Origin of the sequence: Amaricoccus sp. W119 (assembly GCF_047275745.1) — a bacterium.
In the GTDB taxonomy this organism is placed as follows: domain Bacteria; phylum Pseudomonadota; class Alphaproteobacteria; order Rhodobacterales; family Rhodobacteraceae; genus Amaricoccus.
In genome coordinates this window covers 1-724 of the sequence record NZ_JBKQWU010000209.1, presented here as the reverse complement: position 1 = coordinate 724, position 724 = coordinate 1, and the positions used below count along the sequence as shown (strand labels likewise).

Genomic DNA, 724 nt, shown 5'->3' with positions numbered 1-724 from the left:
GTTCGGGCGGTTCCGGGCTACGCCCTCCACCACCCGAACCACCCCATCGAAATCCGCATCACCCGGGTCCCCGATTCCACGCCGATCCCGGTCCCCGGTCCCGCGCCGATTGACACACAAGGCCTCGAACGTGCTCAACCACTTCCCGAAATCCATGCGGCCCGCTGTCACCGCGGACCTGCGCGAGATCTCCCACGCCGAGACCCGGGCGGCGGCGCTCGCGGCGATGGAGACCTTCAAGGAAAAATACGGCGCCAAATACCCGCGCGGCGTCGCCTGTCTGACCAAGGACACCGAGGCGCTGCTCGCTTTCTATGACTTCCCCGCCGAGCAGTGGGAGCATCTGCGAACCTCGAACCCGATCGAGAGCGTGTTCGCGACCGTCCGGCATCGCACCGTCCGGACCAAGGGCGCGCTCTCGCAAAAGACCGCCCGGCTCATGGTGTTCACTCTGGTCCGCGCGGCTTCGAAGACCTGGCGCAAGCTGAACGGCCGGAACCAGTTGTCCCGCGTCATCGAAGGTGTCAAATTCACCGACGGCGTCGCCACGATCGATGCCGAAAGCCGCGCCGCCTGATCGTGCGCCGTCACCCAGATTCAACCATAGCTCTGCGCGGTGGCGCTGAAGCCCGTCCACGAACTGATCCGCGCGCATGTTCTGGCAGCGGAAAGACTGCACGGCGACGATACCACCGTGCCGTTGCTGGCGAAGGGCGGCACAGTC

At 65.9% G+C, this 724-nt stretch carries 2 pseudogenes; both read left to right on the top strand.

Annotated features, from left to right (window positions below):
* Positions 1 to 115 precede the first annotated feature (115 nt).
* Positions 116 to 577, top strand: a pseudogene (locus ACLJK8_RS23040) (transposase); the annotation flags it as partial.
* Between the two features lie 36 nt (positions 578 to 613).
* Positions 614 to 724 (top strand): annotated as a pseudogene (locus ACLJK8_RS23035) (IS66 family transposase); the annotation flags it as partial.